This is a genomic window from Teichococcus vastitatis (assembly GCF_003604215.1).
In the GTDB taxonomy this organism is placed as follows: Bacteria; Pseudomonadota; Alphaproteobacteria; order Acetobacterales; family Acetobacteraceae; genus Pseudoroseomonas; species Pseudoroseomonas vastitatis.
Map to the genome: position 1 here is coordinate 458,516 of NZ_QXGS01000002.1, position 23,373 is coordinate 481,888.

20 protein-coding genes, 1 tRNA gene and 1 pseudogene are annotated in these 23,373 nt (G+C 70.6%); 9 read left to right on the plus strand and 13 right to left on the minus strand.

The window, feature by feature from the left end; all coding sequences use genetic code 11:
- The first annotated feature begins 4 nt into the window (after positions 1 to 4).
- A complete protein-coding gene (mltA, locus tag D2K64_RS05860; RefSeq protein ID WP_238384035.1) occupies positions 5 to 1,066 on the plus strand; it encodes a murein transglycosylase A in 1,062 nt (353 codons plus the stop codon).
- On the opposite strand, the gene D2K64_RS05865 is transcribed toward mltA, so the two are convergent.
- The 6 genes from D2K64_RS05865 to D2K64_RS05890 form a co-directional block, all read right to left on the minus strand.
- The gene (locus D2K64_RS05865; RefSeq protein WP_120007245.1) at positions 1,036 to 1,413 is read right to left on the minus strand and encodes a helix-turn-helix domain-containing protein; all 378 of its coding nucleotides are present in this window, start codon (positions 1,411 to 1,413) and stop codon (positions 1,036 to 1,038) included. The two genes, mltA and D2K64_RS05865, sit on opposite strands and share 31 nt — an antisense overlap.
- Entirely contained in the window at positions 1,410 to 1,955 is a 546-nt protein-coding gene (locus tag D2K64_RS05870; protein WP_120007246.1) for a Smr/MutS family protein, read from the minus strand. The genes D2K64_RS05865 and D2K64_RS05870 overlap by 4 nt, the downstream gene beginning before the upstream one ends.
- Positions 1,956 to 2,412: 457 nt before the next feature.
- The gene (locus tag D2K64_RS05875; protein WP_120007247.1) at positions 2,413 to 2,760 is read right to left on the minus strand and encodes a hypothetical protein; all 348 of its coding nucleotides are present in this window, start codon (positions 2,758 to 2,760) and stop codon (positions 2,413 to 2,415) included.
- 89 nt (positions 2,761 to 2,849) lie between these two features.
- The gene (locus D2K64_RS05880) at positions 2,850 to 5,657 is read right to left on the minus strand and encodes a [protein-PII] uridylyltransferase (protein WP_120007248.1); all 2,808 of its coding nucleotides are present in this window, start codon (positions 5,655 to 5,657) and stop codon (positions 2,850 to 2,852) included.
- Positions 5,654 to 8,422, minus strand: a complete 2,769-nt coding sequence (mutS, locus tag D2K64_RS05885; protein WP_120007249.1) for a DNA mismatch repair protein MutS — start codon at positions 8,420 to 8,422, stop codon at positions 5,654 to 5,656. The genes D2K64_RS05880 and mutS overlap by 4 nt, the downstream gene beginning before the upstream one ends.
- Before the next feature lie 117 nt (positions 8,423 to 8,539).
- Positions 8,540 to 8,959, minus strand: coding sequence for a cupin domain-containing protein (locus D2K64_RS05890; RefSeq protein ID WP_120007250.1), 420 nt, complete (start codon positions 8,957 to 8,959; stop codon positions 8,540 to 8,542).
- A 229-nt stretch (positions 8,960 to 9,188) separates the two neighbouring features.
- Between D2K64_RS05890 and D2K64_RS05895 the strand changes: the two genes are divergently transcribed.
- The 3 genes from D2K64_RS05895 (at position 9,189) to D2K64_RS05905 (ending at position 15,011) form a co-directional block, all read left to right on the plus strand.
- The gene (locus D2K64_RS05895) at positions 9,189 to 10,793 is read left to right on the plus strand and encodes an ABC transporter substrate-binding protein (RefSeq protein WP_120007251.1); all 1,605 of its coding nucleotides are present in this window, start codon (positions 9,189 to 9,191) and stop codon (positions 10,791 to 10,793) included.
- 97 nt (positions 10,794 to 10,890) lie between these two features.
- Positions 10,891 to 12,480 carry an ABC transporter substrate-binding protein gene (locus D2K64_RS05900; RefSeq protein WP_120007252.1) on the plus strand — a complete coding sequence of 530 codons (1,590 nt, stop codon included), beginning with the start codon at positions 10,891 to 10,893 and terminating at the stop codon, positions 12,478 to 12,480.
- Between the two features lie 233 nt (positions 12,481 to 12,713).
- The gene (locus D2K64_RS05905; RefSeq protein ID WP_120007253.1) at positions 12,714 to 15,011 is read left to right on the plus strand and encodes an NADP-dependent malic enzyme; all 2,298 of its coding nucleotides are present in this window, start codon (positions 12,714 to 12,716) and stop codon (positions 15,009 to 15,011) included.
- A 56-nt stretch (positions 15,012 to 15,067) separates the two neighbouring features.
- Here D2K64_RS05905 and D2K64_RS05910 read toward each other — a convergent pair whose 3' ends face one another.
- A complete protein-coding gene (locus tag D2K64_RS05910) occupies positions 15,068 to 16,081 on the minus strand; it encodes a zinc-binding alcohol dehydrogenase family protein (RefSeq protein WP_120007254.1) in 1,014 nt (337 codons plus the stop codon).
- Positions 16,082 to 16,179: 98 nt separating this feature from the next.
- Between D2K64_RS05910 and D2K64_RS05915 the strand changes: the two genes are divergently transcribed.
- Complete coding sequence (locus D2K64_RS05915; protein WP_120007255.1) at positions 16,180 to 16,551, plus strand: winged helix-turn-helix transcriptional regulator; 372 nt, start codon at positions 16,180 to 16,182, stop codon at positions 16,549 to 16,551.
- Positions 16,552 to 16,589: 38 nt separating this feature from the next.
- Here D2K64_RS05915 and D2K64_RS05920 read toward each other — a convergent pair whose 3' ends face one another.
- The 4 genes from D2K64_RS05920 to D2K64_RS05935 form a co-directional block, all read right to left on the minus strand.
- Positions 16,590 to 17,414: a sugar phosphate isomerase/epimerase family protein gene (locus D2K64_RS05920; protein ID WP_120007256.1), complete on the minus strand. Its 825-nt coding sequence runs from the start codon at positions 17,412 to 17,414 to the stop codon at positions 16,590 to 16,592.
- Between the two features lie 110 nt (positions 17,415 to 17,524).
- Positions 17,525 to 18,367 (minus strand): bifunctional methylenetetrahydrofolate dehydrogenase/methenyltetrahydrofolate cyclohydrolase FolD, encoded by an 843-nt coding sequence (folD, locus tag D2K64_RS05925; RefSeq protein ID WP_120007257.1) that lies wholly within the window; start codon positions 18,365 to 18,367, stop codon positions 17,525 to 17,527.
- Positions 18,364 to 18,696: a DUF167 domain-containing protein gene (locus D2K64_RS05930; RefSeq protein WP_120007258.1), complete on the minus strand. Its 333-nt coding sequence runs from the start codon at positions 18,694 to 18,696 to the stop codon at positions 18,364 to 18,366. Before D2K64_RS05930 ends, folD begins: the two co-directional genes overlap by 4 nt.
- On the minus strand, positions 18,663 to 18,968 hold the full coding sequence (locus D2K64_RS05935; protein WP_456316367.1) for a YggT family protein: 306 nt from the start codon (positions 18,966 to 18,968) through the stop codon (positions 18,663 to 18,665). Before D2K64_RS05935 ends, D2K64_RS05930 begins: the two co-directional genes overlap by 34 nt.
- Positions 18,969 to 19,062: 94 nt before the next feature.
- Here D2K64_RS05935 and D2K64_RS05940 point away from each other — a divergent pair.
- Positions 19,063 to 19,138 (plus strand) — tRNA-Ala (locus D2K64_RS05940).
- Between the two features lie 155 nt (positions 19,139 to 19,293).
- Here D2K64_RS05940 and D2K64_RS26125 read toward each other — a convergent pair.
- Both D2K64_RS26125 and D2K64_RS24255 read right to left on the minus strand, forming a co-directional pair.
- Positions 19,294 to 19,626 (minus strand): annotated as a pseudogene (locus D2K64_RS26125) (tyrosine-type recombinase/integrase); the annotation flags it as partial.
- A gap of 18 nt (positions 19,627 to 19,644) precedes the next feature.
- Positions 19,645 to 20,133: a hypothetical protein gene (locus D2K64_RS24255; RefSeq protein ID WP_157985736.1), complete on the minus strand. Its 489-nt coding sequence runs from the start codon at positions 20,131 to 20,133 to the stop codon at positions 19,645 to 19,647.
- A gap of 355 nt (positions 20,134 to 20,488) precedes the next feature.
- Between D2K64_RS24255 and D2K64_RS05960 the strand changes: the two genes are divergently transcribed.
- The 3 genes from D2K64_RS05960 to D2K64_RS24260 all read left to right on the plus strand — a co-directional run bounded on the left by D2K64_RS05960 (position 20,489) and on the right by D2K64_RS24260 (position 23,368).
- The gene (locus D2K64_RS05960) at positions 20,489 to 21,406 is read left to right on the plus strand and encodes a Crp/Fnr family transcriptional regulator (protein ID WP_238384036.1); all 918 of its coding nucleotides are present in this window, start codon (positions 20,489 to 20,491) and stop codon (positions 21,404 to 21,406) included.
- On the plus strand, positions 21,406 to 22,626 hold the full coding sequence (locus D2K64_RS05965) for a PAS domain S-box protein (RefSeq protein WP_120007263.1): 1,221 nt from the start codon (positions 21,406 to 21,408) through the stop codon (positions 22,624 to 22,626). The genes D2K64_RS05960 and D2K64_RS05965 overlap by 1 nt, the downstream gene beginning before the upstream one ends.
- A 523-nt stretch (positions 22,627 to 23,149) precedes the next feature.
- Positions 23,150 to 23,368 carry a hypothetical protein gene (locus D2K64_RS24260; protein ID WP_157985737.1) on the plus strand — a complete coding sequence of 73 codons (219 nt, stop codon included), beginning with the start codon at positions 23,150 to 23,152 and terminating at the stop codon, positions 23,366 to 23,368.
- The last annotated feature ends 5 nt before the right edge of the window (positions 23,369 to 23,373 follow it).

Consider the following 23,373-nt stretch of genomic DNA (forward strand, 5'->3'; position numbering starts at 1 on the left):
CCGCTTGCCGCGCTTCGCCTGGGGGCTGGCGGCGCTCGCCGCGCTGCTGGCCGCCTGCTCCACCCCGCCACGGCGCGTCGCCGAGCTGCCGGGCTGGGGCGAGGACCGGCTGGCCGATGCGGTGCCCGCCTTTGTGGCCGGCTGCGGGCGTTCCGGCCTGCCGGCGCCGCTCTGCGCGGAGGCGGCCGCCCTGCCGGCGGGAGACGACGCGGCGGCCCGCGCCTTCTTTGAACGGCGCTTCACCCTGCGCGACGCCGGCGAAGGGCTGGTGACCGGCTATTACGAGCCGGAGCTGCGCGGCTCCGCCACCCCGGCCGCCGGCTATCCCGCGCCGCTGCGCGGCCGGCCCGCCGATCTGGTGGAGGTCGATCTCGGCCGCTTCGCCACCGACCTGAAGGGGCGCCGCGTCGCCGGCCGGGTGGAGGATGGCCGCCTCGCCCCCTATCCCGACCGCGCCGCCATCGAGGCAGGCGGCAGCTCCGCCCCCATCCTGCTCTGGGTGGATGATCCGGCGGCGAAATTTTTTCTGCAGATCCAGGGTTCCGGGCGCGTGGTGCTGCCGGATGGCAGCGTCCGCCGCATGGGCTACGCGGCGCAGAACGGCCGCGCCTATGTGCCGATCGGCCGCCTGCTGGCCGATCGCGGCGAAATCCCGCGCGAGCAGGTGTCGATGCAGACCATTCTCGCCTGGCTGGACCGCGCCGGCCCCGACCGCGCCCGGGCGCTGATGGAGGAGAACCCGTCCTACGTGTTCTTCCGCGACACCGCGGCGCGGGCGGAGCAGGGGCCCTCCGGCTCGCTCGGCGTGCCGCTGACGCCGGGGCGCTCGGCGGCGGTGGACCGCACGGAGATCCCGCTCGGCCGCCCGGTCTGGATGGTGGCGCGGCATCCGCTGACGGGCGAGCCGCTGCGCCGGCTGGTGATGGCGCAGGACACCGGCGGCGCCATCAAGGGCGCGGCCCGGGCCGACCTGTTCTGGGGCTGGGGCGAGGCCGCCGCCGAGGCGGCCGGGCGGATGAAGGAACCCGCGCGGCTCTACGTGCTGGAGCCGCTGCCGGCATCCTGAGTCTCCACCAGGCGCAGCAGCGCCGCGAGGCTGCTGTCCGGCAGGAAGCGGATGCGCTCCGCCAGCCGGTTGGCCAGTTCGGTGGCGACCGGCGACAGCCCGGCCGTGTTCAGCACCACGCGCGGGTGCGACAGCCGGGCCAGCCGCGCCACTTCCTCGGCATCGTCCCAGATCAGGCCGAAATGCTCGTTCACCTGGTGCACCAGGCCCGGGGACGGGCGGCCGCGCCGGCCATGCTCCAGGGCCGAGAGATAGGCCGAGGACACCTGCAGCGCGCCCGCCATCTCGGCCAGGGTCATGCCGCGCGCCTGGCGCAGCGCGCGCAGCTTGGCGCCGAAGGGCGTCATCGTGGCGGCGCGGCCCGGCGGCGCCGCAGCAACAGGTGCACCACGCCGGAATTCGGCGCCGGATGCGCGGCACCCAGCACCAGCGGCCGCAATTCCGGATTGTTCAGCCAATGCGGCAGCTCCCGCCGCAACACCCCGCCCTCCGGCGCCGGTCCCTTGCCAGTGACCACCGCCACGCAGCGCAGCCCCTCGGCATGCGCCGCCAGCAGAAAGGCGCGCACCGCCAGCCAAGCTTCCTGGGCGCGCCGGCCATGCAGGTCCAGCGTCCGCTCCGGCCGCGTGCGGCCGCGGCGCAGATCCTTCCAGCGATGGTGGTCGAGCCCGCTGGGCTGGTGGCCCACCGCCACCTGCGGCGGTGGCGCGGGCAGGCGCGGCATCCGCACCGCCGTTCCGGCCACGGGCGGCAGGGGCGGCGGGTCCGGCTCAACCGGGGCGGCAGGCAGGGATGGCAGCGCATGGCCGGGCAGCGGCGTCACCGTGGTGGCATAGGCGCGCCACAAGGCTTGTTCCGACTCGGTCAGGCGGCGGCCGCGGCGAGGCATGATGAGGCAAACAGATCCAGGAGAAGAACGGCACACCGGCGACCCGCTTGTGCCGCAGGATCGGCCGGCGATGCGGCATTCCCCCAGATAGGGAGGATTGCCGGCCGGGTCCAGGCGGCGTCACTCCGCGCCGGCGCCGCATTCACCCTGCCCCTGGATGGGGGGGTGGGGGGCCGCTCTTGGCGGCGGGGCAGCCCGGGCCGGGATGCGCGCCGGCCGGAAGATCCCGCCCTCGATGGGATGGAGAGCGCCAGTGCCGGCCGCCGGAGCCCCGGGCGGGGTGGAAACGGATCTGGCGCCCGGCGGTGGGCGCGCAGCCGATGCCGAACAGAAAGGCGGGATGCGGGCGCATGGGATGCGAAACGCCCTGGGGGCGCGGGGGGCGCGCCGGCCAGGGTGAGGGCCGTTCCAGGAAAGGGTTGCGCTCCCGATCCGGGAGCGCAACCCCGAGGCCGGCTTAGCGGATGCCGGGGCCGCGGTCGTCCTGGCCCTGGATCGGCGAGGTGGTGGAGCTGCCGGCCGACGGGCTGCCCATGCCCGGGCGCGCGGGCTGCGAGTTGTTGCCCTGGATCGGGTTGATGGTGCCGGTGCCGGCGGTGGGCGCGCCCCTGCCCTCAGAGGAGGAGCCGGCGCCGGCGCGGCCCGGGCCGAGGTCATCCTGGCCCTGGATCGGCGAGATGGTGGAGGAGGAGTTCGGCGCCGTGCCGGCCGGCAGCGGCGTGATGCCGGCGCCGTTCGGGCCGCCGGAGTTGCAGGCAGCCAGCATCAGGCCGAGGCCGCTGAGAAGAACGAGGGAAGTGCGCATGCGCAGGATCTCCAACGGTGAAGCGCGACGGAGCGCGCAGGCACGGTGAACGCCGTGCTTCCGCTCTGGTTGCGCCGTTTCGCGAGAGTTCAAGCGCGGGTCGCTTCCTCCTCCTCCGCCGGCGGCGGGGCCAGCGCGGCCAGCAGCGCCGCGCGCAGCGAGGCGAGCTTGCGCTCGTTCTCAATCTTCAGCCCGAACACGTCCTTCACATAGAACACGTCCACCGCACGCACGCCGTAGGTGGTAATGTGCGCCGAGGCGATCTGCAGCCCCTGCGCCGAGATCGCCCCGGTCACGTCATGCAGCAGGCCCGGTCGGTCGCGGCCGTTCAGCTCGATCACGGTGTGGGTGTTGGAGGCGAAATTGTCGATCACCACCCGGCCGGGGATCTGCACCGCGCGCAGCCGCGCCGGCTCCCGCCGCACCTTGCGGATCTCCCCCACCAGGTTGAGCCGGCCGCTCAGCGCCTGCTCGATCAGCACCGACAGCTTGGCCAGCTTGTGCGGCGCGTCGAAGGCGCCGCCCGTGCCCGCCTGCGCGTCCTGCACCCAGAAGGTGTCCAGCGCCATGCCGTTGGTCATGGTGTGGATGCGGGCATCGACGATGGTGGCGCCGGCCACCGCCAGCGCCCCAGCGATGCGGGAAAACAGGCCGGGATGGTCGGAACAATACACCGTCACCTCGGTCACCGCCCGCGCTTCCAGCACGCGAGTGGCGACGGACAGCGGCGCGCCGCGCTCCTCCGCCTCGCGCAGCATGCCGGCGTGGCGGGCATGGCTCTCGGGGTCGAAGGAAAGCCAGTAGCCGGGATAGCCGAGGCCCAGGAAATGCTCCACCCACTCCTTGGGCTGGCCTTCCAGCATGGATGCCGCCGCCTGCTTGGCGCGGGCCACGCGCACGTCGCGCTCCGGCACCGATAGGCCGCCGGCCAGCACCTCGGCCACGCGCCAGTACAGCTCGCGCAGCAGCGTCGCCTTCCAGCCGTTCCACACCTTGGGGCCGACCGCGCGCATGTCGGCCACCGTCAGCACCAGCAGCAAGCGCAGCCGTTCGGGCGATTGCACCACCTCGGCGATGTCGAGAATGGTCTTGGGATCGTCGATGTCGCGCTTGAAGGCGGTCTGGCTGACCAGCAGGTGGTTCAGCACCAGCCAGGACACCGTCTCGGTTTCCTCCGGCGTCAGGCCGAGGCGCGGGCAGATCTCCTGCGCCAGGCCGGCGCCGAGTTCCGAATGGTCGCCGCCGCGGCCCTTGGCGATGTCGTGCAGCAGCATCGCGACGTAGAGCGCGCGGTGCGAATGCAGCTGGCCGATCAGCTCGGAGGCCACCGGCACCGCCTCGCCCAGCTCGCCGCGCTCCAGCTCGTTGAGCACCTGGATCGCCTCGATCGTGTGCTCTTCGACGGTGAACACGTGGTAGGTGTCGAACTGCATCAGCCCGACGATGCGCGCCCAGTCGGGAATGAAGCGGCTCAGAAAGCCGACCTCGTTCAGCACCCGCATCCAGCGCGCCGAGTTGCGACCTTCCAGCAGGTTCAGGAACAGCTCGCTGGCCCGGGCGTCGCCGCGCATGCCGACGGCCAGCGGCGCGTTGCGGATCAGCGCGCGATGCGCCAGCGGGTGCAGCTCCAGCCCGCGGTCGCGCGAGGCCTGCACCAGCCGCAGCATCACCGCCGGGTCCTGCTCCACCGGCAGGCCGGGGATGATCAGCAGCTTGCCGTCGGCGATGCCGAGGCCGGCCGCGGTCAGCGCCGGGTCGGCGCTGCGGCTGACGGCGGGGGCGCCCAGCGTGGCGCGCTCGATCGCCGGCTCCAGCAGGCGGGACAGCCGCACCACGTCCCTCGCGGTCAGGAACAGGTGCTTCATGAAGCGCTCCACCCCGTCCTGCTTGCCGTGGCGGGTGTAGCCCATGCGGGCGCCCACCACCGGCTGCAGGTCGAAGGTGAGCCGCTCTTCGGCCCGGCCGGTGACGTAGTGGAGGTGGAAGCGCACCGTCCACAGGAAGTCCCAGGCGCGGCGGAAGGCGCGTGCCTCGCGCGCCGTCAGCAGCCCGCCGCCGGGGCTGTCCGGGCCGACCAGCTCCGGCATCTTGCGCACCCCGAAGGCGTAGCGCGCCAGCCAGTACATGGTCTGCACGTCGCGCAAGCCCCCGCGGCCCTCCTTGAGGTGCGGCTCCACCAGATAGGGGCTGTCGCCGTAGCGCTTGTGGCGCGCCGTGCGCTCGGCCCGCTTGGCGACGAGGAACTGGCCCATGCCCCAGCGCTGGCGGGCCTCGGTGAAGGCCTCGTCGAACCGGGTGAACACCGCCGGATCGCCGGCCAGGAAGCGGGCGTCGAGCAGCGCGGTCTGGATGGTGGCGTCAGAGCGCGCATCCTCCAGGCATTCCGGGATGGAGCGGGTGGCGTGGCCGACCTTCAGCCCCAGATCCCACAGCAGGTAGAGCATGAACTCCACCGCGCGGCGGCCGGCCGGGCCCATCGGGCGGTCGGACAGGAACAGCAGGTCGATGTCCGAATACGGTCCCAGCACGCCGCGGCCATAGCCGCCGGTGGCCGCCAGCACGAAGGAGGGCTCGGCAGCGCCGGCACCCGGGCCGGAGCGGTCGGGAACCACCTGCGCCAGGGTGTAGGCGTGGATGGCGAAGATCAGCCCGTCGGTCAGCTCGCCCAGCATGCGCGCGGCGGTGAGGCCGGACAGGGCATGCGCCTCGAACACTTCCTGCACGCGGGACTGGATGCGGCCGAGCTGCCGGCGCAGCAGCGTCAGCGCGGCATCGCGCGGCAGGGGGGGCGCGCCGCGCGGCACGAGGTCGAGCACCACGTCCGGCAGGGGCCGCAAGGTGGTTGGGACTGGTTCGGCAGGGGCAATGGCGTCGGGCAGATCGCCGGAGCTTCTCATTCCACCGATGTTATCGTGTCGCGCGCCGGGGCAACAGCTTCGTGATGGCAAAATGCCGGCTCATTTCGCTGGTGCAGCATTTTCAGGCGGTACAGCGCTGCCAGAGCATCCCGCGGCGACAGGCTGTCGGGGTCGAGCCGGTCCAGCTCCGCCAGCAGGGCCGGCTCCACCGCCGGCGGCCCGGAGGGCGGGCCGACTGGCCGGACCGATGTTGGCGGTGCGCTGAACAGCGGCAATTCCTCCGCCAGCGGCTCCAGCCCCGCCGCCCGCTGCTCCAGCGCCGCCAGCACGGCGCCGGCCCGCGCCACCACGGCGCGCGGCACGCCGCCGAGCCGCGCCACGTGCAGGCCCCAGGATTTCTCGGCGGCACCCGGCGCCACCAGGTGCTGGAACACCACCTCGCCGCGATGCTCGCGCACCTGCATGTGCGCCAGCCGCAGCTCCGGCAGCTTGCCGGACAACGCGGTCAGCTCGTGGAAATGGGTGGCGAAGATGGCGCGGCAGCGGATGCGGTCGTGCAGCGCCTCCAGCACCGCCCAGGCGATGGCGAGGCCGTCCCAGGTGGCGGTGCCGCGCCCCACCTCGTCCAGCACCACCAGCGAGCGCGCGGTGGCCTGGTTCAGGATCGCCGCGGTTTCCGTCATCTCCACCATGAAGGTGGAGCGGCCGCCGGCGATGTCGTCCGCCGCGCCGACGCGGGAGAACAGCCGGTCCACCAGGCCAAGCCGCGCCGCGGATGCCGGCACGAACAGCCCGGCCTGGGCCAGCACCACCAGGATCGCGTTCTGCCGCAGGAAGGTGGATTTGCCGGCCATGTTGGGACCGGTCAGCAGGCACAGGCGCTGCCCGGCGGACAGGTCGGCATCGTTGGGCACGAAGGCCGGCCCGCGGGTGCGCCCCAGCGCCGCCTCCACCACCGGGTGGCGCGCCTGCCGGATGGCGAAGTCGGCGCGGTCGGTCAGCTCCGGCCGGCACCACACGCCGCCCGCCGCCAGCTCCGCCGCGCCGGCCTGCACGTCGATCTCGGCCAAGGCCGCGGCGGCGGCGTCGATCGCCGCGCCGGCGCCGAGGCACAGCGCGCGCAGGTGGCGCACCACCACGGCCTCGCGCTTCTGCGCCTGTTCGCCGGCGGCGGCGAGCCGCCGGTCCAGCTCGGCCAGCGCCGCGCAGGTGAAGCGATGCGCATTGGCCATGGTCTGCCGGTGCACCGGGGCATGCGGCGTGCCCTCCAGCGCGGCGGGGGCGCCGCGCAGCAGCTTCTCCCCGGCGGCGGCCGGCAGCTCGGCCAGGAAGCCGAATTGCTGGTGGTGGCGGATCTTCAGGCTGGCGACGCCCCAATCCTGCGCCAGCTGCATCTGCATCGCCGCGATGGCGCCGCGCGCGTCGTCGCGCAGCTGCTTCAGCGCGTCCAACTCCCCGTCATAGCCGGGGGCGACCAGGTTGCCGTCCTCCAGCCGGGCGGGCAGCTCGGCGGCCAGGGCGCGCTCCAGCTCGGCGCGCGGCGAGGTGCCACCGGAGACTTCCGGGCGCAGCGCGGCGCGGGCGTCGCGCAGCAGGGCGGGCAGGGGCGCCGCCTCGTCCAGCGCCGCGGCCATGGCGTCGGCGCGCGCCAGCCCGTCGCGCAGCGCCGCGAGATCGCGCGGCGCGAAGCGGTCCAGGGCCAGCCGGGCCAGGGCGCGCGCCATGTCCGGCGCCCCCTTCAGGCAGCCGCGCAACGCGGTGCGCAGCGGCGGCGCGTCCAGCAGGAACCCCACCGCGTCGTGGCGGGCGGCGATGGCGGCGCCATCGGTCAGCGGCGCGCCGAGGCGCGAGGCCAGCTCGCGGCAGCCGGCGGCGGTGAGCGTGCGGTCCACCGCCGCGTGCAGGCAGTTGCGGGTGTCGCCGCGCTCGCTTCGCAGGATCTCTAGCGAGCGGCGGGTGGCGGCGTCCATGCGCAGCGTGCCGCGCCCGCCCTGCGGCTCCGGCGGGCGCAGCCGGGGCACGGCGTCCTCGCCCGCCATTCCCGTCCCCTGGGTCCGGCGCAGGTATTCCAGCACCACCGCACAAGCCGCCGCCTCGGCCGGGGCGAAGCTGCCGAAGCCATCCAGCGAGGCCACGCCGAAAAAGGCGGCGACGCGCGCGGCGGCGTCGCGCGGCGCCTCAACAGGCGTCAGCCGGTCCGCCACCGGGTGCAGGGCCGGGCGGCCGAGCCAGTTGTCCGGCGCCAGCACCTCGGCCGGGTCGAGCCGCGCCAGCAGGGCCGGCAGCTCGGCCGGCGGCAGCGTTTCGCAGGCGAGGGCGCCGGTGGAAAGGTCCGCCCAGGCGGCCCCCAATTCCCCATTCGCCTCGGCCAGCGCCAGCAGCCAGGGCTGGCGGCCATTCTCCAGCAGCGCCTCCTCGGTCACCGTGCCGGGGGTGACCACGCGCACGATTTCGCGCCGGATGGTGGGCGCGCGGCGCGCCTTGGCCTGTTCGGGGGTTTCCCGCTGCTCGCAGATGGCGACGCGGTGGCCCTGGCGGATCAGCCGCGCCAGATAGCCCTCCAGCGCGTGCACCGGCACCCCGGCCATCGGGATCGGCTCGCCCTGATGCTCGCCCCGATGCGCCACGGCGAGGCCCAGGATCTCGGCGGCCCGCTGCGCGTCCTCGAAGAACATCTCGTAGAAATCGCCCATGCGGAACAACACGAAGCCGTCCGGATGCTGCGCCTTGGCGGCGAACCATTGCGCCATGGCGGGGGTGGCGCCGGCGGCGGAGCGGGGCGGGCGGGGGGCGTCGGTCTGCATCACGCGCCCTTTCCTAGAGCAGATCAGGGCGCGGCGAAATCAGCCGCGACCGGGAACCGGCCGCCCCGAACCGGCGCCCCCGCCGCGCAGCCGCCGGGGCGCGGTCCCGCCCGGTTGTCAGGCCGGCACCAGGCCGTGGCGCAGCATCACCTCCCGCGCCCTGGCCGGGTCGGGCCGGCCGGGGCCGTTCACCACCTCGGCGATCTCCTCGAAATAGGCGCGCCCGATGCTGCCCGGGGTGATGACCACCAGGGCACGGGCCACGTCATCATGCGGGTTCTCGTGGTGGTGCACGCTGCCGCGCGGGATAAAGACTACCTCGCCGACGCCCAGCTCCACCCTGCGGTCACCCACCGTGACGGTCAGCACGCCGGCCAGCCCGTATACCAGCTCGTCGGCATCCCGGTGCGAATGCGGCACCGGCACCCGCGCCCGCGGCGGCACGGTGAACTCGAACACGGTGGCGCCCGCTTCGCCGACCATGAAGCGCAGCTCCAGCTCGCCGATCCGCACCGTGTCGCCCTGGTTCGCCGTCATGCTCGTCTTCCTTGATCTGAGGCCACGTCATTCTGCGCCCTCGACGCGGCGCTGGGCAGTGCCAAAGCCACTGGCCGCCAGCCACCCCTGCGCGGCGGGGTGCCCTGGCCCTGGCCCGGCGCCCCCTCCCGCCGCCGCCGAGCCGCGCCATGGCCGCGCCCCCCATGACGCCGCCATCATTCTGTGGTTCGCTTCCCGATCCTCCCGGTCTGCCGCAAGGAAGCGCCCGATGCCCCGTCCCTGTCTGCCCAGCCTGATCGGCGCGGCCCTGGCCACGCTGCTCGCCGCCACGCCCGCCCCGGCGGCCACGCCGCGCGACTCCCTGGTGGTGGCCTGGAACATCGATGCCATCTCGACCTTCGACCCGGCGCAGATCGCCGAGGTCGTCACCAACGAGATCTTCGGCAACACCTGCGACAGCCTGGCCGCCTTCGACCCGGCCGATGAATCCAAGGTGGTTCCCGCCCTGGCCGAGCGCTGGGAGGTGTCGGAGGACGGGCTACGCATCACCTTCCACCTGCGCGACAAGCTGGTCTTCCCCGATGGCCGCCCCGCCACGGCCCAGGACCTCGCCTGGTCGATGCAGCGCGTGGTGAAGCTGAACTTCGGCAACGCCGCGACCCTGACCGATTACGGCTTCACCCGCGACACTGTGGAGCAGCGCATCACCGCGCCGGATGCACGCAGGCTGGTGCTGACGCTGGACAAACCCTACCCCGCCGGTCTGATCCTGCAGGCGATCGCCGCCAACCGGGTTTCCGTGCTGCTGGACCGCCAGACGCTGACCGCCAACCAGGTCGATGGCGACATGGGCCATCGCTGGCTCGCCAGCCGCACCGAATGCGTCGGCCCCTACCGCCTGCGGCAATGGAATTCCGGCGAGGTGGTGGTGCTGGAAGCCAACAAGGCCCATTGGGGCCCGGCGCCGAAGCTGCGGCGCATCATCATCCGCCATGTCGCCGAGGCCGGCACGCAGCGCCTGCTGCTGGAAAAGGGCGACATCGACGTGGCCCGCAACCTGACGCCCGAGGACATGCGGGCGCTGGAGCAGGCGCCCGGCGTGCGGCTGGAGCGCACCCGCAAGCCGACGCTGTTCTACTGGGGCTTCAACAGCGCCGACCCGGTCTTCGCGAAGGAGAAGGTGCGCCTCGCCATGCGCTACCTGGTGGATTACCAGGGGCTGGCCAACAGCGTGATGGCCTATGACGGCGTGGCGCGCGCCAGCTTCGTGCCGCTCGGCTCCTTCGGCGCGCTGAACGAGGCGGAAGGCCAGCCCTTCTCCCTCGACCTCGCCAAGGCGAAGCAGCTGCTGGCCGAAGCCGGCCATGCGGACGGCTTCGAGGCCGCCATGATCATCGGCAGCCATCCCTACGGCCCGGCCATCGCGCAGAACATCCAGAACAACGCCGCCAAGATCGGCGTGCGCCTCCGGCTGGAGCAGATGGCCAATGCGCAGCTCTTCGCCAAGCATCGCGGGCGCGAGTTCCAGACGGCGCTGCTGGGCTGGGGCGCCGGCATGCCGGACGCGCACGCCAATGCGTCCCGCCTGATCTACAACCCGGACAACCGGGCGGAGGCCAAGCTGACGCAATTCCCCTCCTGGCGCGCGGCCTTCCAGGACGAGGCCGCCAACAAGGTGGTCGAGGCCGCGCTGATGGAGCGCGACGAGGAACAGCGCGCCGAGATGTACCGGCAGTTGCAGCGCGACATGATGCAGCGTGGCCCCGCCGCCTTTCTGTTCCAGACCGTCTACGTCGCCGGCGTGCGCGACACGGTGCGGAACTGGAGCTGGAATGGCTTCGCCACCTATTTCGACCGCGTTTCCAAGGAGTAGCCCGCCCGCGCCGCCGTCTTGCGGGCGGCGGGCAAGTCCCTATCGTGCCGGATCCGGTGGCGGTGTCCGGCGCCGGCACGACCAAGGGAGCCTTCCGATGACCTCGTTCCACCGACGCACCCTGCTGAAGGCTGCGGCCGGCGTGCCGCTGTTGCCGGCGCTGTCCATGCCGGCCCTCGCGCAGAACACGGCCGCCACCACGCTGCGCTTCATTCCCCAGGCCAACCTGACCGCGCTGGACCCGGTCTGGACCACCGCCACCGTCACCGGCAACCACGGCTACTACGTCTTCGACACCCTGTATTCGCTGGATTCCAAGGGCCGCGTGCAGCCGCAGATGGCCGAGGGCCACGAGGTGTCGGAGGACGGCAAGACCTGGCGCATCCGGCTCCGCCCCGGCCTGAAGTTCCACGACAACGAGCCGGTGCGCGCCGCCGACTGCATCGCCAGCGTGAAGCGCTGGGCGGTGCGCGACCCGTTCGGCCAGCTGCTGGCCAAGGTCACCGAGGAATGGCGCGCGGTGGATGACCGCACCCTGGAGATCCGCCTCAACCGGCCCTTCCCGCTGCTGCTGACGGCGCTCGGCAAGGACACCAACTGCGCCTTCATCATGCCCGAGCGCCTGGCGCAGACCGACGCCACCAAGGCGATCACCGAGATGGTGGGCTCCGGCCCGTACCGCTTCCTGCCCGCCGAGTTCAACTCCGGCAGCCGCGTCGCCTATGCCAAGTTCGACGGCTACGTGCCGCGCCAGGAGGCGCCGGACTGGGCCACCGGCGCCAAGGTGGCGCATTTCCAGCGCATCGAATGGAACATCATCACCGATCCCGCCACCGCGGCCGGCGCGCTGATGAATGGCGAGGTGGATTGGTGGGAGCGGCCCCTGGCCGACCTGCAGCCGATGCTGGCGCGCAACAAGGACATCCGGCGCGAGGTGCTGGACAAGGCCGGCCGCATGGCCCTGGCGCGGCTGAACTGCCTGCAGCCGCCCTTCAACGACGTGAAGGTCCGCCGCGCCGTGCTGTGCTCGGTGATCCAGGAGAACTACATGCGGGCGTCGCAGGGCGACGACACCGCCGCCTGGACCGACACCCGCTCGGTCTGGCCGAAGCACACGCCCTACTACGCCGACAACAAGGACCTGATGCCGGGCGACCTCGACCGCGCCCGCGCGATGCTGAAGGAATCCGGCTATTCCGGGCAGAAGGTCGCCATCATCAGCCCGACCGACTTCCCCGATATCGGCCCGCTCGGCCATGTCAGCGCCGATGCGCTGGCGCAGATCGGCATGAATGTGGACCTGATGGAAAGCGACTGGGGCACGGTGATCCAGCGCCGCAACTCGCGCGAGCCGGTGGAGAAGGGCGGCTGGAGCATGTTCCACACCACCGGCGGCGCCACCTTCTACGGCAGCCCCGCCATGTCGCCGCTGGCGCGCGGCCAGGGCGAGGAAGGCTGGTTCGGCTGGTACAAGAGCGAGCGGGCCGAGGCGCTCACGGAGGAATGGCTCTACGCGCCGGACGAGCCGGCGCAGAAGAAGGTCGCGGCCGAGCTCGGCCGGCTGGCGCTAGAGGAGGTGGCGACGGTGCCGCTCGGCCAGTTCACCATCAGAACGGCCTTCCGCTCCAGCCTGACCGGAATCATCGAGGGCACGGCCCCCTATCCCTGGGGCGTGAGGCGGGCCTGAGGCAGAGCGGGGCCGCCGGCGGCCCCACCCGCCATGATTGAATTGCCCCGGCGCCGCATCGCGGGTTCCGCCCGCCACGCGCCGGGGCGGCTTAACCAGGGCACGGTTAACGCCGGAAAGGCCGAACCCAGGCAACAGCTTAGGCTTCTTCGCAGGCGCGAGACGACTGGGTTTCCGACCGCGCCGCATCCCGACATAAAGGGACGCTGGAATGCTCGGGAGCCCGCATCATCATGGACGACACCACGAAGCTGCCGGTGAGTGACACGCGCACCGCGCGGATCACCGCCGAGGAAGCTCTGGCACTGCATTCGGAGGGCAAGCCCGGCAAGCTGGAAATCCGGCTCACCAAGCCGCTGACCACGGCGCGCGACCTCAGCCTGGCCTATTCACCCGGCGTCGCCGAACCCTGCCTGCACATCCACCGCGACCCGGCCCTGGCCTATGACTACACTGCCAAGGGCAACATGGTGGCGGTGGTCTCCAACGGCACCGCGGTGCTGGGCCTCGGCAATCTCGGCGCCCTGGCCGGCAAGCCGGTGATGGAAGGCAAGGCGGCGCTGTTCAAGCGCTTCGCCGACGTCGATTCCATCGACCTCTGCATCGACACGGAGGACACCGACGCCTTCATCAACGCCGTGCGCTACCTCGGCCCCTCCTTCGGCGGCATCAACCTGGAGGACATCAAGGCGCCCGAATGCTTCGTCATCGAGCAGCGCCTGCGCGAGCTGATGGACATCCCGGTGTTCCACGACGACCAGCACGGCACGGCGATCGTCGCCGCCGCCGGGCTGATCAATGCCTGCCACCTGACCGGCCGCGCGCTGCAGGACACCAGGCTGGTGATCAACGGCGCCGGCTCGGCCGCCATCGCCTGCGCCGAGCTGGTGCGGGCGATGGGCATGCGGCCCGAGAACATCCTGATGTGCGACACCAAGGGCGTGCTGTACCGCGGCCGCGCCGAGGGCATGAACCAGTGGAAATCGGCCTATGCCGTGACCACCGACCGCCGCACCCTGACCCAGGCGCTGGACGGCGCCGACGCCTTCTTCGGCCTGTCGGTGAAGGGCGCGGTGACGGAGGACATGGTGCGCGCCATGGCCCCCAACCCGATCATCTTCGCCATGGCCAACCCCGATCCCGAGATCACGCCGGACGTGGCGCGCGGCGTGCGGCCGGACGTGATCATCGCGACCGGCCGCTCCGACTATCCGAACCAGGTCAACAACGTCCTGGGCTTCCCCTTCATCTTCCGCGGCGCGCTGGACGTGCGGGCGTCGACCATCAACGACGCCATGAAGGTGGCGGCGGCGGAAGCTCTGGCCATGCTGGCGCGCGAGGACGTGCCGGAGGAGGTGGCCGGCGCCGGCGGCGGCAAGGGGCTGCGCTTCGGCCCCGACTACATCATCCCGCACGCCTTCGACCCACGACTGATCGCCCGCGTCTCGCCCGCCGTGGCCCGCGCCGCGATGGAAACCGGCGTGGCGCGCAAGCCTATCCCCGACCTGCAGCGCTACGCCCGCGGGCTGGCCGGGCGGCTCGATGCCGGCATCTCGGCGCTGGAAACCATCACCGAGCGCCTCAAGGCCGATCCGCGCAAGGTGGTCTTCGCCGAGGGCGAGGAGGAGAAGGTGATCCGCGCCGCCATCGCCTATCGCCAGGCGGGCTACGGCACGCCGGTGCTGGTGGGGCGGGAGGACCGCATCAACGCCACCGTGGCGGCGCTCGGCATCCCGCTGCCGGACGGCATCGAGATCCACAACGCCCGGCTGTCCGGCAGCAACCGCCGCTATGCCGAGTTCCTCTACACCCGCAAGCAGCGCCAGGGCTTCCTGTTCCGCGACTGCCAGCGCCTGGTGAACCAGGACCGCAACGCCTTCGCCGCCTGCATGGTGGCGGCGGGCGACGCGGATGCCATGGTGTCGGGCATCACCCGCTCCACCGGCGACACGCTGGAGAATGTGCGCCTGGCCATCGACACCTCGCGCGACACGGTGCTGTTCGGCCTGACCATGATGCTGTCGCGCCGCTCCGGCACGGTGCTGGTGGCCGACACCGCCATCCATGAGCGCCCCGACGCCGCGACGCTCGCCGAGATCGCCCGGCAATCGGCGGCGGAGGCACGCCGCCTCGGCCTGACGCCGCGCGTCGCCTTTCTGTCCTTCTCCACCTTCGGCGATCCGGGCGGCACGATCCCCGGCTCGGTGCGGGAGGCGGTGCGGCTGCTGGACGGGCAGGAGACGGATTTCGAGTATGATGGCGAGATGGCGGCGGACGTGGCGCTAAGCCCGCAGCTGCGCGAGCTTTACCCGTTCTGCCGCCTGACCGGCCCGGCCAATGTGCTGGTGATGCCGGGGCTGCACGCGGCACAGATCCTGACCAAGGCGGTGCCGTTCCTGACCAGCGCCACCACCATCGGGCCGCTGCTGGTGGGGCTCGAGAAGCCGGTGCAGATCGTCAACATGGGCAGCACCGTGAACCAGATCCTGGACATGGCCTGCTTCGCGGCGCACGCGGCGATCCCGCGCTGATCCGGCCGCGGAGGGGGAGGCGCCGCCTCCCCCTCCGGCCGCCCCCTTCGGGCCGCTCAGAAGCCTTCCAGCACCACCTTGCCGCGGGTGCGGCCGCTTTCCAGCAGCGCATGCGCCTGCCGCAGGTTGGCGGCGTTGATCGGCGACAGGCGCTGCGTCACGGTGGAGCGCAGCCGGCCGGCATCCACCAGCCGCGACACATCGTTCAGCAACGCGCCCTGCGCCGCCATGTCGGGCGTCCCGAACAGGGAGCGGGTGAACATCAGCTCCCAATGCACCGACACCGATTTACGCTTGAAGCGCAGCACGTCGAGCGCGTCCGGGTCGTCGATCAGCGCGAAGCGGCCCTGCGGCGCGATCAGCTCGGCGATCTCCGCCAGGTGCCGGTGCGTCTCGGTGGTGGAGAACACAAAGCCCGGGGCGCCGAGGCCCAGTGCCGCCACCTGCGCCGCCAGCGGCCGGCTGTGGTCCACCACGTGCTGCGCGCCCATCTCCCGCACCCATCCGGCGGTTTCCGGGCGGGAGGCGGTGGCGATCACCGCCAGCCCGGTCAGCGCCCGCACCAGCTGGATGGCGACCGAGCCGACGCCGCCGGCCCCGCCGATGATCAGGATGGCCTCCGCCGCGCCCGGCACCGGGCGATGAATGTCGAGGCGGTGGAACAGCGCCTCCCAGGCGGTGATGGCGGTCAGCGGCAACGCCGCCACCTCGGCCGGGGCGAGGGAGGCGGGCGCGCGGCCGACGATCCGCTCATCCACCAGGTGGAACTCGCTGTTGGTGCCGGGGCGGATCAGGGAGCCGGCGTAGAACACCGGGTCGCCCACCGCGAAGCCCGTCACTTCCGGCCCCACCGCCGCCACCGTGCCGGCGGCGTCCCAGCCCAGCACCTTCCACGCGCCCGGATCCGGCGCGGCGCTGCGGCGGACTTTCGTATCCACCGGGTTCACCGACACCGCCCGCACCGCCACCAGCAGGTCCCGCCCGGTGGGCTCCGGCTTCGGCAGCTCGATGTCGAGGAGGGAATCGGCGCGCTCGATGGCGCCGGGCTCGCGGTAACCAACACTCTTCATGACGCCGTCTCCAACTGGATGGGACCGCACGTTAGGCCTAGTGTCGGGGCGCGTGGATACGCACAAGCACCGCCCATAGTGTCAGAAGGGATACCACCCTGGCCAAGCCCCGCCATTCCCGGCTGGATTGCAACCCGGGCTGCGCCGTCGAGGCGACGTTGCGGCTGATCGACGGCAAGTGGAAGGGCGTGATCCTGTTCCACCTGCTGGACGGCACGGCCCGCTTCAACGCCATCCGCCGCCGCATTCCCGGCGTCACGCCGCGCATGCTGACCAACCAGCTGCGCGAGCTGGAGCAGGACGGCCTGATCCTGCGCCAAGTATACGCCGAGGTGCCGCCCCGCGTGGAATACAGCCTCACCGAGCGCGGCCGCAGCCTGGCGCCCGTGCTGGAAGCGCTGCGGAGCTGGGGCGATGCGAATCTCACCTTGTTCGGCGCGGCGCCCCCTCCGGCGGTGGCCGCCGCCTGAGGGCGGCGGCCCAGGCGGGCGGACCAGGCGGGCGGCCCTTACTCGGCGAGGCCCAGCCGCACCAGATGCGCCGCCCCTTCCGGCAGCGTCGCCTTGTCGCGCAGCTCCAGGATCAGGCGCGGGTTGGAGTTGAGGCCGGCCAGCGCCTCGAACAGGCCGGGCCACAGGATGGTGCCGCGGCCCGGCGCCCAGTGGCGGTCGGCATGGCCGTCCGTGTCCTGCAGGTGGACGTGGTGCAGCGCGTCGCCCGCCAGCCGGACGTGGAAATCGACCGGCGGGGCGCCGGTGGAGCAATGGGCATAATGTGCGTGGCCGGTGTCGAGCGAGACGCGCACCGCCGGGCTGTTGAAGGAGGCGGCCAGCGCCACGCGGTCCATCGGGTCCTTGTCCTCGATGTTCTCGATCACCAGGGTGCAGCCCTGGCTCTCGGCACGGGCGACGACCTCCTTCAGCGTCAGGTGGACCCGCTCGGCCAGCTGGGCGCGGGCGCCGGGAAAGGCGTCGAGGTTGTTGTTGTCCCAGGTGGTGAAGGGCGAGTGGATCACCATCTGGTCGGCGCCCAGGAAGGCGCAGCATTCCAGCCCCTGCAGCAGGCGGCGGCGCACCACGGCGCGGATCTCCGGGTCGTGGCTGTCGATCTTGAAGCCCCAGAACGGGCCGTGCAGCCCGCGCCGGCCGGTGTGGCCGTCCAGCAGGCGGCGGGTTTCCTCGGCCAGCGGGCGCCAGTCATCGTCCAGCGCGGCGGCGGTGTGGAAATCCTGCAGCTCGATGTCGCGCTGCCGGTCCATCACCCAGCCGAGATGCGTCATCAGGCCGTTGAGGCCGAGGGCGGCGCCGAGGATCGGCTTCGGGCGGTCAGTCATGCGATGGTCACTCCCCTGTCGGATGAGCGTCCGATTAGGCGAGCGAGGCTGCGATCGTGTGACGCTTCCGCCAAGAAGCGATGACGGCGCAGGAACCGGCCGGGGCGGCCTCAGCCGCGGCGGGCGATCGCCGCCTCCACGGTGTTCTCCAGCAGGCAGGCGATGGTCATCGGCCCGACGCCGCCCGGCACCGGGGTGATGGCGCCCGCGTGCTGCCGGACGGCGGCGAAATCCACGTCCCCCGCCAGCCTGCCATCCGGCAAACGGTTGATGCCCACATCGATCACCGTGGCGCCCTCCGCCACCCAGTCGCCGCGCACCATCCCGGCCCGGCCCACCGCCGCCACCAGGATCTCGGCCCGGCGGCATTCGGCAGCCAGGTCGCGCGTGCGCGAATGCACCACGGTGACGGTGGCGTCGGCGGCCAGCAGCAGCGCCGCCATCGGCTTGCCGACGATGTTGGAGCGGCCCACCACCACCGCCCGCGCGCCCGGCAGGGCGGCGCCGGCGGCGGCCAGCAGGTGCATCACCCCCTTCGGCGTGCAGGGCACCAGCCCGCGCTGCCCGGTGGCCAGCAGGCCGGCATTCATCGCATGGAAGCCGTCCACGTCCTTGGCCGGGTCGATGGCGGCCAGCACCTTCAGCGCGTCGATCTGCGGCGGCAGCGGCAGCTGCACCAGGATGCCGTCCACCTCCGGATCGGCGTTCAGCCGCGCCACGGTGGCAAGCAGCGCGGCCTCGGAGGTGTCCGCCGGCATCTGCATCGTGGCGCTGTTCAGCCCCGCCCCCTGCGCCGCGCGGTCCTTGTTGCGGACATACACGCCGCTGGCCGGGTCGTCGCCCACGCGCACCACGCGCAGCCCCGGCGCGAAGGGCAGGGTGGCGACCCGGGCCGCGACGCGGGCGCGCAGCTCCGCCGCCACGGCCTTGCCGTCGATGATGCGTGCGCTCATGCCAGTCTCTCCAGTGCATCCGCCAGCCGGGCCGGGTCGCCCGCGATCCGGCAGGTCTTCTCGCGCGAGGCGGCGCCCTGCACCACCGCGATGGCCGAAGGCGGAACACCCAGCGCGCCCGCCAGCAGGGCGCAGATGGCCCGGTTGGCGCGCCCATCCTCCGGCGCCTCGGCCACGGCCAGCTTCAGCCGCGCCCCGTCCACGCCCTCGATCCAGCCGGCAAGCCCCGGGCGGCGGGATTTCGGCTGCGCCTTGACGCGCAGCTCCACCCCGCCGGCCACCACCCGCCAGCCACTCAGCCGGCCACCAGCGGCCACAGCGTGGTCCACAGGAAGATCCTGAGCGCGTAGAGCAGCAGGATCAGGATCATCGGCGAGATGTCGATGCCGCCGAGATTGGGCAGGAAATTGCGGATCGGCCGCAGCACCGGCTCGGTGATCTTGTGCAGGAAGTCGCCGATCGCCCACACGAAGCGGTTGCGCGTGTCGAGGACGTTGAAGGACACCAGGATGCTGAACACCGCAGCGATGATCAGGGCCCAGACATAAAGACCGATCGCCTGATCGACGAACCAGAACACTGCGTACATAGCCATCCCCATCGGTGAGGCATCCATCTACGAAGCCCAAGCCCGGGCGGCAAGCACCGCTTGACTTGTTGTGAGCCGTCGGGGATAAGCCGGCCACCGCGCGTGTGGGGCTGTAGCTCAGATGGGAGAGCGCCTCGTTCGCAATGAGGAGGTCAGGGGTTCGATTCCCCTCAGCTCCACCACCCGGCGGCCTCACCATCTGGTATTCCCTAGTATTTCCTTCTGAGCGGAAACGGGTTGCATCCGGTCTCCGCTCAACGCGTTTCCAGGGGTCGCTCTTGGCCGGCCGGCCGAGATGCGTGACGGCCGATGTCGCCAGGATTCTCTGGCTCGCCTCCTTCGTGTATCGCTCGATGTCCGCCAGGGTCTGATGGCCCGTGACGGCGGCGATCTGGTGGGGAGTGCAGCCGGCCTCGGCCAAGCGCCGTGCCGCTGCCTTGCGCAGCCCGTGAGGGGACAAGCCCTTGTCCACTCCTGCCTCGGCGGCGCAGTCCATGAACCAGGTGTGGAGGGCATTGCCTGACGCGAAGGGCGCCCCCGTGGCGTCGTCAGGAATGCCAGATGCTGGCCCTCCGCCGCTGCCAGGATGGCCGGCAGATCCGGGTGCAGGGGATATGCCCAGCGGTGCGCGTCTTGCCCTGGCGCAGTTCCAGATAGCCGTTGCGCCCATGCTGCGGCCCGAGCCGGATCACGTCGCCCGGCATTGTCCGGTGAACAGCAGAAGCCCCAGCGCCAGCCTCGCCCGGCTGCCGATCGGCCAATCTGCCTCGAACGCGGCGATATCGCTCTCCGCCCAGGTGGCGAACGGCTTCTTTCGATAGCGAAGCCGCTTCACGTTCCTGGTCGGGTTGTCCTTCCGTGGTCCCCGCTCGAAGGCATGCTGCAAAAGCAGGCGCAACACGGTCCGCAGGGCATTGGCCTGAGCCGGCGTCTCGCGTCGCTCACCCAGGACCCGGTGCAGGTGCCGCGGCTCCGGACCGACCAAGGGCCTCGTGCCGTGCCGGGCGAGGAAGCCTTCCAGAAGGCGGCGACAGGTTCGCTGCGGAATTGGCGCGAGGCTGGCGAATCGGGAACTCCTGGACCAGGACGCCGCGAGCGCAGCCATGCTGCCAGCCGCCACATTGGCGCTACCGATCAGTGGCTGAGGCTGTTCAAGCGCGGCCTGACAGGCAGCCATGAACGCCCTGGATCCAGGAAGCCCAGGCAGCGGAAGGCTCGGAAAGCCAGGCCGCCGGAAGTGTTGGTACGGGCGGCCTTCTTCATGACGCGATGGACGTAGCGCAGGCTGAGGCTGGTCATCACGCAGCATCCCACGGGGTGATCGTCGCGGCTTGCGCGCTGCGCTCGTCATCAATCCAGGCGTCCAGATCGTCCCCTACCCATCCCTTGAGCGTGGCCGCAACCGGAACGGGAAAGGGGATGCGGCCCTCGGCCCCCTCGCGGTCAAGCAGCGATGGGCTCAGGTCAAGGTAGGCTGCCGCCTTAGACCACGTTTGAAGTGGAGGCTCCGCCATCGATAGTAGCTGGGGCGCATGCCGGCGCTTCTTGTGCGGTTTCGTACTTATATCCGGTGCCTCCCCGCACCAGATACCGTTTATTGCCTGCTGAGGCCCCTCCGGCGCAGGCAGCTGAGAGATGCCATGCGCTCCCGCCGACACCCTGTCGCTGGAGCCCATCATGGCCCCCCCTCTCGGCCCGCTCCCCGCAATCGCCTGCTGGCCGCCTTGCCGCCTGAAGACCTCGCGACGCTCTGGCCACAGCTGAAGCTTGTTGAACTACCCATCCGGCAGGTCCTGCACGCGCCGGAACAGCCCATCACCGAGATCTACTTCCCCGAGACCGGCTATGTTTCCATGCTGGCCTACATGGAGGATGGCGATGCCATCGAGGTAGGGCAGATCGGCTTCGATGGCGTGGTCGGGATTCCAGTTCTGCTTGAAGGTGATTCCGATGGCCTGGAGGCCATGGTGCAGCACCCAGGCACCGCGTTGCGGATGAGCGCGGCGGCACTGCGGGAGATGCTGGCGAGCATGCCCACGCTCCACCCTCTCCTGCTCCGCTACGCCTTGGTGCATCATCAGCAGGTGGCCCGCACCGGCGCCTGCAACGGGCGCCACGGAGTTGCCGAGCGTCTGGCCCGGTGGCTGCTGATGGCGCATGACAGGACTGAAGGCGACACCTTCCCGATGACACAGGAGTTTATGAGCATGATGCTCGGGGTGCGCCGGGCCGGCGTCTCCGTGGCGGCAAGGCTTTTGCAGAAAGCAGACTTCATCCACTACGAGCGGGGGCAGATCACCGTGACCAACCGGCCCGGCCTGGAGGCTGCAGCCTGCGAGTGCTACGGCATCGTGCGCCGTGCCTCGGATCGCTTTCATGGACAGCACACCGGAGCATCGCGCCTCGCCTGCCAATATGGGGCCAGGTGCCAGCCGGAAGCGGGTTCCTGATGCCTGATCATAGCCATGACAATGAAATGTCTGCCGGTCGCAACATCGCCAGCCTGAAGGAGCAAGGTGGCGCATTCGTTGAGGCAGTCGAATCTAGCCGGATGCCTATGGTCGTCACCGACGCCAACACGGCCCGACACTCCATCATCTACGTCAACCGATCTTTTCTGACGCTGCTGGGCTATGAGTGCGTGGCGGAGGTCGTGGGGCAGGACTACCTCTTTGTCGCAGGCAGACATGTCGAGCCCGAGGTGCAAAGACGCATCGAGGCGGCATTGGCCTCCCGCACCAGCAGCACCGACGACCTCCTGTTCCACGCAAAGGATGGCCGCCAAGTCTGGGTTTCGCAGCTCATCGAGCCCATGGAGGAGGATGGCCGCATCATGCGGCACTTTTCCTCCTTTTACGACATCACGGAGCGGGTCCGGCGCGAGCAAGCCCTTCAGCAAGAGAAGGAGACGCTGGAACGGCGCGTTGCCACACGGACCAAGCGGCTCCAGCAGGCCAAGGAGAAGCTGGAAAAAGAAGTCGAGCGGCGGCGGCGCACCGAAGCCACGCTGCGCGATGCGCTGGCGCAGGGGCAGGAGGATCTCCGCTTCCGCGATTTCCTGGTCCGCGAAGTGAACCACCGGACCAAGAACGCATTGCAGCTTGCGGTGTCACTTCTAAGCGTTCAGGCATCACACGCCGCGCCAGAAACCCGCGATGCACTCGAAATTGCCTCTGGTCGCCTTCGGCGTATTGGCGAGGTGCATGACCTCCTGACCTACCAAAGCGAGGCGCCGGAATCGGTGGACTTTCCCGTTTACCTCCAGCGTCTCAGCCAGCAGATGGCTGAGAGCTTGGTGGCGGAGCCTGGGCGGATACGTCTTGAGGTCAAGGCTGAAGAGGACGCCACCTGGGGGCCTGACCTTGTGGTGCCACTGGGGCTGATCGCGGGTGAGGCGCTGACCAACGCACTGAGATATGCCTTTCCGAATGACCGCAAGGGGCAGGTCCGCATGGTGCTGCGGTCTCTGGACGGCGGCCTCATGTGCCTCTGCATCGAAGATGACGGTGTCGGCATGCCTGGCACACGCCGTGCGGGCTCACTGGGGCTGCAATTGATCGACATGTTTGCAAATCAGATCGGGGGTAAAGCCACGCTCGAAAGTGGGTCTGGCGGAAAGGGAACCATAGTGGCGGTAACCTTCCCCGATCCCCGCTACTCCCTGGGATGATCGGTCAACGGCAGAAGGTTCTGCTTCCGTCCATTCCGGCCATCGCGGAGGGTTTTCTATCCAAGAGCTAAAATGCTTCGCCCGACTAGCCGCTTTGGCGAATTGCTTGAAGCTGGGGACGAGGCGATGCTCACAATCTTGTCTCTCCGTATGCGGGGAAAACTTAAGGATGAGCGCCAGTTCAAACCTCCATTTTGCGAAGGCGTGAGAACGCTGAGGGTCGCGATCTACATCCGCCCACTCGGAACGATGTTCAGGCGGCGCCTCCCAGCCAAAAAAATCGTTGTGGTTCAGAGTCGCGCTGTTGAGGGGGCGGTCTACTGCTCCAGCGGCTGGAGAATTCATGAAGCCGCAACCTCTTCATCGTGCTGCTTAACCTCGGCCCCCGTTCCCGCTCGAACCCTGGCCGCCGGGTGAATGCACGTTCCTGTCATTAACTCGGCCGTGATGATTCAACATCGAAACTTTGTGGAAGAATTTGCTCAGCCGCAGCTTGGGTTCAGGCGGCTTACGGAGCATTGTTATGGACGTTGATCTGATCATCTGCGCCCTCGTCATCCCGGTGGCAGCCATCTTCCTGTTCGAAAACCTCATTGCTAAGCCAGTAGTCGAGGCGGCACTGCGAGAAGCTGCTGCTGAGCAGCGCGGCATACGAGTTGGAGAAGGTGAACAGGCTGTTCATCATAGGCCGCATAGTTCTGAAATCTCAGCAGGGCTGGGAGCTGGTTCGGCCTTTAGCTGAGCCGA

Bases quoted from the DNA above. Each gene is read 5' to 3' on its own strand.
- D2K64_RS24255 (WP_157985736.1), bottom strand. From the start codon at position 20,133: ATGGCTGCCTGTCAGGCCGCGCTTGAACAGCCTCAGCCACTGATCGGT.
- D2K64_RS05935 (WP_456316367.1), bottom strand. From the start codon at position 18,968: ATGGGGATGGCTATGTACGCAGTGTTCTGGTTCGTCGATCAGGCGATC.
- D2K64_RS05870 (WP_120007246.1), bottom strand. From the start codon at position 1,955: ATGCCTCGCCGCGGCCGCCGCCTGACCGAGTCGGAACAAGCCTTGTGG.
- D2K64_RS05900 (WP_120007252.1), top strand. From the start codon at position 10,891: ATGACCTCGTTCCACCGACGCACCCTGCTGAAGGCTGCGGCCGGCGTG.
- D2K64_RS05910 (WP_120007254.1), bottom strand. From the start codon at position 16,081: ATGAAGAGTGTTGGTTACCGCGAGCCCGGCGCCATCGAGCGCGCCGAT.
- D2K64_RS05895 (WP_120007251.1), top strand. From the start codon at position 9,189: ATGCCCCGTCCCTGTCTGCCCAGCCTGATCGGCGCGGCCCTGGCCACG.
- mutS (WP_120007249.1), bottom strand. From the start codon at position 8,422: ATGCAGACCGACGCCCCCCGCCCGCCCCGCTCCGCCGCCGGCGCCACC.
- D2K64_RS24260 (WP_157985737.1), top strand. From the start codon at position 23,150: ATGGACGTTGATCTGATCATCTGCGCCCTCGTCATCCCGGTGGCAGCC.
- D2K64_RS05890 (WP_120007250.1), bottom strand. From the start codon at position 8,959: ATGACGGCGAACCAGGGCGACACGGTGCGGATCGGCGAGCTGGAGCTG.
- D2K64_RS05865 (WP_120007245.1), bottom strand. From the start codon at position 1,413: ATGACGCCCTTCGGCGCCAAGCTGCGCGCGCTGCGCCAGGCGCGCGGC.
- D2K64_RS05960 (WP_238384036.1), top strand. From the start codon at position 20,489: ATGCCGGCGCTTCTTGTGCGGTTTCGTACTTATATCCGGTGCCTCCCC.
- D2K64_RS05875 (WP_120007247.1), bottom strand. From the start codon at position 2,760: ATGCGCACTTCCCTCGTTCTTCTCAGCGGCCTCGGCCTGATGCTGGCT.
- folD (WP_120007257.1), bottom strand. From the start codon at position 18,367: ATGAGCGCACGCATCATCGACGGCAAGGCCGTGGCGGCGGAGCTGCGC.
- D2K64_RS05880 (WP_120007248.1), bottom strand. From the start codon at position 5,657: ATGAGAAGCTCCGGCGATCTGCCCGACGCCATTGCCCCTGCCGAACCA.
- D2K64_RS05905 (WP_120007253.1), top strand. From the start codon at position 12,714: ATGGACGACACCACGAAGCTGCCGGTGAGTGACACGCGCACCGCGCGG.
- D2K64_RS05920 (WP_120007256.1), bottom strand. From the start codon at position 17,414: ATGACTGACCGCCCGAAGCCGATCCTCGGCGCCGCCCTCGGCCTCAAC.
- D2K64_RS05965 (WP_120007263.1), top strand. From the start codon at position 21,406: ATGCCTGATCATAGCCATGACAATGAAATGTCTGCCGGTCGCAACATC.